The organism is Pseudorhodobacter sp. (assembly GCF_030452865.1).
Classification (GTDB): domain Bacteria; phylum Pseudomonadota; class Alphaproteobacteria; order Rhodobacterales; family Rhodobacteraceae; genus Pseudorhodobacter.
Genome location: NZ_JAKDLJ010000178.1, coordinates 1 through 7,158, shown reverse-complemented (window position 1 = coordinate 7,158; position 7,158 = coordinate 1). Strand labels below are relative to the sequence as shown.

5 protein-coding genes are annotated in these 7,158 nt (G+C 58.4%); 2 read left to right on the top strand and 3 right to left on the bottom strand.

The genetic code is table 11. The features are described 5' to 3' along the window. A partial coding sequence (locus tag L0H65_RS11360) for a PAS domain-containing protein (protein ID WP_301459107.1) occupies positions 1-2,192 on the bottom strand: 2,192 nt, incomplete at its 3' end. A 235-nt stretch (positions 2,193-2,427) separates the two neighbouring features. On the opposite strand from L0H65_RS11360, the gene L0H65_RS11355 reads away from it, so the two are divergent. After that, on the top strand, positions 2,428-5,502 hold the full coding sequence (locus L0H65_RS11355; protein WP_301459105.1) for a CheR family methyltransferase: 3,075 nt from the start codon (positions 2,428-2,430) through the stop codon (positions 5,500-5,502). Between the two features lie 16 nt (positions 5,503-5,518). Then, entirely contained in the window at positions 5,519-5,887 is a 369-nt protein-coding gene (locus tag L0H65_RS11350) for a response regulator (RefSeq protein WP_301459104.1), read from the top strand. A gap of 115 nt (positions 5,888-6,002) precedes the next feature. On the opposite strand, the gene L0H65_RS11345 is transcribed toward L0H65_RS11350, so the two are convergent. Together L0H65_RS11345 and L0H65_RS11340 are read right to left on the bottom strand one after the other, a co-directional pair. Then, positions 6,003-6,707, bottom strand: coding sequence for a YetF domain-containing protein (locus tag L0H65_RS11345; protein WP_301459103.1), 705 nt, complete (start codon positions 6,705-6,707; stop codon positions 6,003-6,005). A 146-nt stretch (positions 6,708-6,853) separates the two neighbouring features. Then, the coding region (locus L0H65_RS11340; protein WP_301459101.1) for a hypothetical protein at positions 6,854-7,158 on the bottom strand (305 nt) is incomplete at its 5' end.

The following is a 7,158-nucleotide window of genomic DNA, read 5'->3' as shown; positions in this document are numbered from 1 at the left end:
TGATCGGCGTTTTCCGCCTGCAACACAGTGTAGCCGAGATCGGTCAGCAGATGGAATGCGGTTTCACGCACGCCGTCGTCATCCTCCACCAGCAACACCGTTTCGGAGCCGCCGGTGATTTTCGCCGTCCTGCCGGGAAACAGATCCTGTACGTCGCCGGTGGACCGTGGCAGGAAAAGCCTGATTGTCGTGCCTACCCCCAACGCGGTGTCAATCGTGACATGCCCGCCGGATTGCTTCACAAAACCGTAGACCATTGACAGGCCGAGACCGGTGCCGTGACCATCTGCCTTGGTCGTGAAGAACGGCTCGAAAACCCGCTCGACGGTTTCAGGCCGCATGCCTTGCCCGGTGTCGGTTACCGCAAGGGCAACATACTCCCCCTCCGCCACTCCGGAATGGAGTCGGGCATAACCCTCATCCAACCGGGCATTGTCAAGCGAGATGGTCAGCCCGCCTTGCCCTTCCATCGCATCGCGCGCATTGATCGCCAGATTGAGCAGCGCGTTTTCGACATTGCCGGGATCGACGCTGGTATTCCAAAGCCCGTCGGCAACCGCGACCTCGACATTCACGCCTTCGCCCACCGCACTGCGCAATATGTCCAGGGTACTCTGAAGGTGGCGACCAAGATTGATCACGATTGGCGCCAGAGGTTGCTTGCGCGCAAAGGACAAAAGCTGCGACGCGAGGGTAGCGGCACGTTTCGTACTTTTCATCGCCTGATCCAGACGCGCCACCCCGGCTGCGCCTTGCGGAAGATCGCGCGCCGCGAGTTGCAGATTTCCGGTGATGATCTGCAACAGATTGTTGAAATCATGGGCTATTCCACCGGCGAGGCTGCCTATTGCTTCCATCTTCTGGCTTTGCCGAAGCGTCGCGTAAAGCTCCTCCAGCTCCCGGTTGCGTTTGGTCACGCGTGCTTCGAGCGTCGCGTTCAGATCGGCAATTGCGGCCTCGCTGGTCTTGCGTTCTTCGATATCGGTATTGGTTCCGACCCAACCCGCCAATGCGCCGCCATCCGTGCGCAACGGAGATGCCCGCACCAGATGCCAACGATAGCTGCCATCCGCCTTGCGGATACGGAATTCGGTTTCATAGGGGGTGCCATGGCCGATTGCCGCGGCCCATGACTTCATGGCATTTACCAGATCTTCGGGGTGAACCACCCGCGCCCAATTGCCGCCGAACAACTCTCCCTCGCGATGACCGGTGAAATCATAGGTGCGGTCGTTCAGCCAGTTCAACCCGCCGTCCTTGTCCGCAGTCCAGACCTGGTTCGGCATGGTTTGCGCCATGACCCTGAATTTCTCGCGGGTCGCGGTCAGCGCCGTCTCAGCAGTCTTTTGCCCGGTGACATCATGGCCCTGGACAAAGATTCCGGTGGGCGTGCCGGTTTCGTCCTTGATCGGATGATAGATGAAATCAATGAAATGTTGAACCGGGGGCGTGTCGCTGTTCGGTTGCAGCAAAGCTGCCATGCCTTTGATCGACACCGGTTCGCCTGAGGCATAAACCTGATCCAGCAGTTCAAAAAAGCCCTGTCCACGGATCTCGGGTAACGCTTGGCGAACGGTTTGGCCGATCAAGGCCCTTCCACCAACAAGGTCATTATAGGATTGATTCACGATATCGAACACATGCTGCGGCCCGGTCAGGACGGCCATGAAACTCGGCGCCTGATCGAAGGCAGACTGAAAGAAATCGGTCATTGTGCCAAGCGCGAGGTTTTCCGTCGCGACGGCTTCCGCCCGCTGCAACAGCGTGGCACGTTTCGGCAGATCATGCGGGCTGATGGTTTTATCAGCGCGATAGAGGTCGGTCACATCCATGGTGTTTTGCAAGATGAACTCTACCTGACCCTGCGCATCCAGGATCGGGGTGTGCGTCGCGCTCCAGTACCGGTCCTCGATCTGACCGTCGGCGTTCGAAATCGGGTAGGGGATCAGGGGCAAATGATCGGTCTGGCCGGTTGCAAGGACATTGCGGAATGAACCGCGCAGCATCTGGTCGGATATGGAATCGGCCGGGGCGGGAAATTCCTCAGTCAGTTTTCGACCGATCAGTCGGTCGCGCGACCGACCTGTCACGTTGAGATAGGCCTCATTGGCCCAGACCATGCGCAAATCACGGTCGAGCAGGAGATAGGGTGACGGCGCCGAGGCGAAAAGGGCGTCAATATCAATCCACATCGCGACAAATCTCGTCTTTATACCCAAGTTGCATGTGGCGGCATCTTGGCGAAGACAGGTTTTGCTGTAAAGGCCCGCTATTTGCGTCTGCGCCCCTGTTTTTCGCCGCGCCGCGCCCCATGTTCTGCGGCACTACCCGACGACATGACAACAGACCGGGAACCTTTGCCTTTCGCACATGTTCCGCAAACCAAACCCTATGGATTTCGGAGCAGCAACTCCGTAACGTCATCATATGAACAATGACTTACCCCTCGTCGTCGGAATCGGCGCATCCGCAGGCGGCGTCAGCGCGCTGTCACAACTGTTCGAGGCGGTGCCATCGAACAGCGGGATTGCCTTTGTTGTCGTGACGCATCTGAATCCGGATCGCGAAAGCCTGCTGCACACGGTTTTGCAGCGCAAGACGGATATGGTGGTCAGGATAGCGCAGGATGGTGATCTGGTCGTGCCTGACACCGTTTACGTCATGCCGGAAAGATCTGTGTTGCAGATCGAGGGCGGGCGGTTGCGGTTGCGGGAAACCGCCGCAGGGCACCGTGAATACAAGCCGATTGACGTTTTCTTCAGCGCATTGGCTGAGGATCAGAAGGAAAACGCCGCCGCTATCGTTCTGTCGGGGGGTGATGGTGACGGCACGCTCGGGATCAAGGTCATCAAGGAACAAGGTGGCGTGACCTTTGCCCAGACGGCGGAGGATGACCCTGATATCGTGTCGGAGATGCCGGACAGCGCAATTGCCACAGGTCTTGTTGATTTCGCTATCCCGGCCGGGCAGATGGCCGAAAAGCTGATGCAGATCAGGGATGGACGCGCGACACTGGATGCGCTTGTCGTCGCTGCCACCTCGGATCACCAGACCGACCCGCGACAACTCCAATCCGAGATTTCCGACCTGCTGATGCAACGTACCGGACATGATTTCTCCGGCTATAAAAGCAAGACGTTCTTTCGCCGGGTCGCGCGACGGATGCAGGTTCAGAAAATCGACGATGTTGAGAGGTATTGTGCGCATTTGCGGCAGGACAGCGATGAGGTTGACGCCCTCTTTCGCGATCTGCTGATCAGTGTCACCAATTTCTTCCGCGATACCGATGCTTTCGCCTCGCTTGAGGAAAAGGTCATTCCGAAGCTCTGCGAAAACCGCGACGGCAAAAGCCCGGTGCGGATCTGGGTTCCGGCCTGCACCACGGGCGAGGAGGTGTATTCGCTCGCCATCCTGATCCGGGAGTATATGGATGAACATGCGGTTTCCGCGTCGGTGCAGATCTTTGCGACGGATATCGACGCCTCCGCGCTGAATGTGGCGCGGCTCGGGCGCTACCCTGAACAATTGCTGCGTCAGGCCAGCCCTGAACGGCTTGCCCGCTACTTCCACCGTGATGGCGTCAGCTATGTCGTCAGCAAGAAAGTGCGCGAAATGTGCATCTTCTCGCCTCATAACGTCATCAGCGACCCGCCGTTTTCACGGATGGATATGGTATCGTGCCGCAACCTGCTGATCTATTTCGGCCCGGACTTGCAACGCCAGATCATCCCGACATTCCATTACGCGCTGAAGCCCGATGGCTATCTGTTCCTCGGCACCTCCGAAAGCATCAACCAGTTCAGCGACCTGTTCCATACCGTCGACAAGAAACATCGGATATTCCAGGCGTTGGAGAAGGGGAACCGACGCTGGAGCCCGTCCGACATGCATTACCGGTTGACTGACAAGGATACGATTGACAACAGACAGACCACCTTGTCCGGCATCCAGCTGCGCCACAAGATCGAACGCCATATTCTGGAACAACACACCCCTGCGCATGCCGTGATCCGTGCGGATGGCGAGATCGTTTTCGTTTCCGGCGGGACCGGTGGTTTTCTGGAAATGCCGCGCGGGATTCCGACGCATGACCTGTTGGAAATGGTGCCGCGCGACCTGCGGCTGGAATTGCGCGCGACCTTGCGTCAGGTGGTCGAAGGCAGACGTTCGGTATATCGGCGAGATCTGACCATCACAACGGCATCCGGTGAATTGCAGCGCCTGAACCTGCGGGTGGAACCGCTGCGCGGCACCGGCGATCGTGAACGGCTTTTCATCGTGTTCTTCGAATCAGTCGCAACCGAGGCTTCGCAACCGGTCGACGCAACCGAGAATTCCCGGCGCAGTGAAGCGGCGGAACATGAGTTGCGCGAATTGCGCGAACGCCTGCAATCCACGGTCGAAGAGTATGAGACCGCGCTTGAGGAGTTGAAATCCTCGAACGAGGAACTGGTCTCCGTCAACGAGGAGGCGCAGTCGACCAATGAGGAATTGGAAGCCTCCAAAGAGGAGATGCAGTCGCTCAATGAGGAACTGAACACGATCAATGCCGAATTGAATGGCAAGGTTGAAGAACTCGACCGCGCGAACGGCGATTTGCGCAACCTGTTCGATGCGACCCGGATCGCGACGGTATTTCTTGATGGTGACCTGGTGGTCCGTACCTTCACCCCGGCTGCGGCGGACCTGTTCAGCCTGCGGATAGCCGATATTGGCCGGCCCTTGTCCGAATTGGCCAGCGTCAGCGATTATCCCGAACTCCGCGTCCACATCCGCGAGGTTTTTGAGACCGGGGCAGCTTATGAGCATCGCCTGTCGCGCGACGAGGGCGCATCGCAATATCTGGTCCGTGTAACCCCCTACCTGCGCGGCGATCAAACCGTCGAAGGTGCGGTTGTTACCCTGGTGGACATCACGTCGCTGGCAAAGGCGGAGGAACATCAGAAAATCCTGATTGCCGAACTCAATCACCGGGTCAAGAACATGCTGGCGGTGATCGTCACCATCGTCAAAACCTCACTTCGTGGCAAGGACGTGCGCCCGGAAGTGCTGGACACGCTGATCAATCGACTGCTGGGGATGGCGCGGGCCTACAGCCTGATTTCGGAGCGTTCCTGGACCAGCGTAGGGATGCGGGACATCATGCAAGGCGAAATGGCACCCTTTGGCGCGGATCGCATTCACCTCAGCGGCCCGAACGTCGGGTTGCAGCCGCCGCAGGCCCTGGCAGTCAGCATGGTGATCCATGAACTCGTGACGAACGCGATCAAATACGGTGCCTTGTCGAATGATGCGGGTAGTGTGGAGGCCCGCTGGAGTGTGGCAGAAGACCGCTTGGCGCTGGTCTGGCGTGAACGTGATGGACCGCAGACGAACAAGCCGGAACGAAATGGCTTTGGATACGTTCTGATAGAAGGTCAGGTCGAACAGCAGCTCGGGGGCAAGCTGGAAACCAGTTTCAGTGCAGAGGGTTTGATGCTGAGCATGGAGTTTCCCCTCTGAAGGCAGGAGCCCGGGCGTGTCAGCGACGGATCAAATGAAGAAAATACTGGTCGTCGAAGACGAATGGCTGATCGCAATGGATATTGAGCGAATGCTGGAGGAACACGGGTTTGGCGTCGTCGGCCCTGCACGGAATGTGGCAATTGCGCTGGAGCTGATCCAAAGCAACGAGATTGATGCCGCCTTTCTGGATATCAATCTCGGGGCCGAAGAATCCTTTCCCATCGCGGAACGGCTGGTGGGGTCCGGTGTGCCAGTCACCTTCATCAGCGCGCACGCGCGCGACCAGATTCCGGCCCGATTCAGCGGCGCCGACCTGTTGTCGAAACCGGTCACACCGCAGCATCTTGTTCAGCAGGCCAACAAGATGCTGGAAGGGCGTTGATGCGAAGATTGCAGATGCACATCGCGGTGGGCGCAGGACTGTGAAATCCGCCGCGCCGGAACCACGCCGAGAACGGGGGGCGTAGGTTCGCACGCCGGTGCAAAAGACTTCCTTCTCAGCTCTGCAATGTCGCTTGCGTCCAGTGGCTTGCGCCGCAGTTGGGGCAGGCAGCAGGCGTGACCTTTCCCTCTGTGGTCAAGACCGTACCGCAGACGCAGCAGGCCATCGGTTGCGAGATCGGCGCTCCGGCACCGATTTTCACCGGCGGGGCGACCGCCCAGGCCGGTTCGATCGGAAGGCCGAGTTTGGGCCCGTCGGCGCGGAAATAGCTGAACCTGCCCGAGGTTTCGAGATAAGCGCGCCGGATCTGGCCGACATTGACCAGCCCCGCTTCGCGCATGCTTTCAAACAATTCACTATGGCCGATCTTCTGCGCGCGCATGGTTGGGATGTGGATCACACCGTCGCGGACAACTTCGCGGGTGGAGCCGTTCATCATCCGCTCCATTGCGGGATATCGGAAGATCAACACGTCCAGCGCCTTGTTGATAAGCACCACACCTGTGATGACCAAAATTGCATGCAGAAGCGGAACCTGCGGATAGAACATCGTATCACCGACGGCCGAACCCAAAGCGATCACCAGCAGAAACTCGACGGTGGACATCTGCCCGATACCCCGGCCGCCGACCCATCGGATCAGCAAAAGCGAATAGGCATAGATCAGCAGTATCCTGACAACGATCTCAAGATAGAACAGCGGGGGGTCGCTGCCGAATACCATCCGGACCAGATCAAACGGTATCACTTCCTGCTGCATCGCTATCGCCCTTTTGTTCCCATCACGCGGCGAGGGTTGAACCCGACCCGCGAACAATCCTCACTCAGGGCGCAACGCAAAGGCCGGCGTTTTGATCCCTTGGCGCGGCAACGCGCCATTCCAAGATCAATAATCCGTCCTTGCGTTCACGCAGCATCAAACACGCAACGAGTATCAACTTCTGCAACGATCGTTTGGTCGGGGTGGCGGCACCAAAGCGGAATATCGGCCGATTTATTACGCTGCTCATCCCGGTATTTGCGTTGCACAACGCCCGACGAGAGTATCCGGTCCCTAGGCCAGATAACCGCGCGGAATTTTGCGTTCACGGCACGGATTGTTGTCGGGTCGATCCAATGCACTGCGGAGGATGCCAGAACGCTCGCCCGATGCATCCTGAGGCCAAAGACGGCGGGATACCCGTACAAATCGGCGCAAGGAATATCGCGCT

Coding starts and splice junctions, on each gene's coding strand:
- L0H65_RS11355 (WP_301459105.1), top strand. CDS start 2,428: ATGAACAATGACTTACCCCTCGTCGTCGGAATCGGCGCATCCGCAGGC.
- L0H65_RS11345 (WP_301459103.1), bottom strand. CDS start 6,707: ATGCAGCAGGAAGTGATACCGTTTGATCTGGTCCGGATGGTATTCGGC.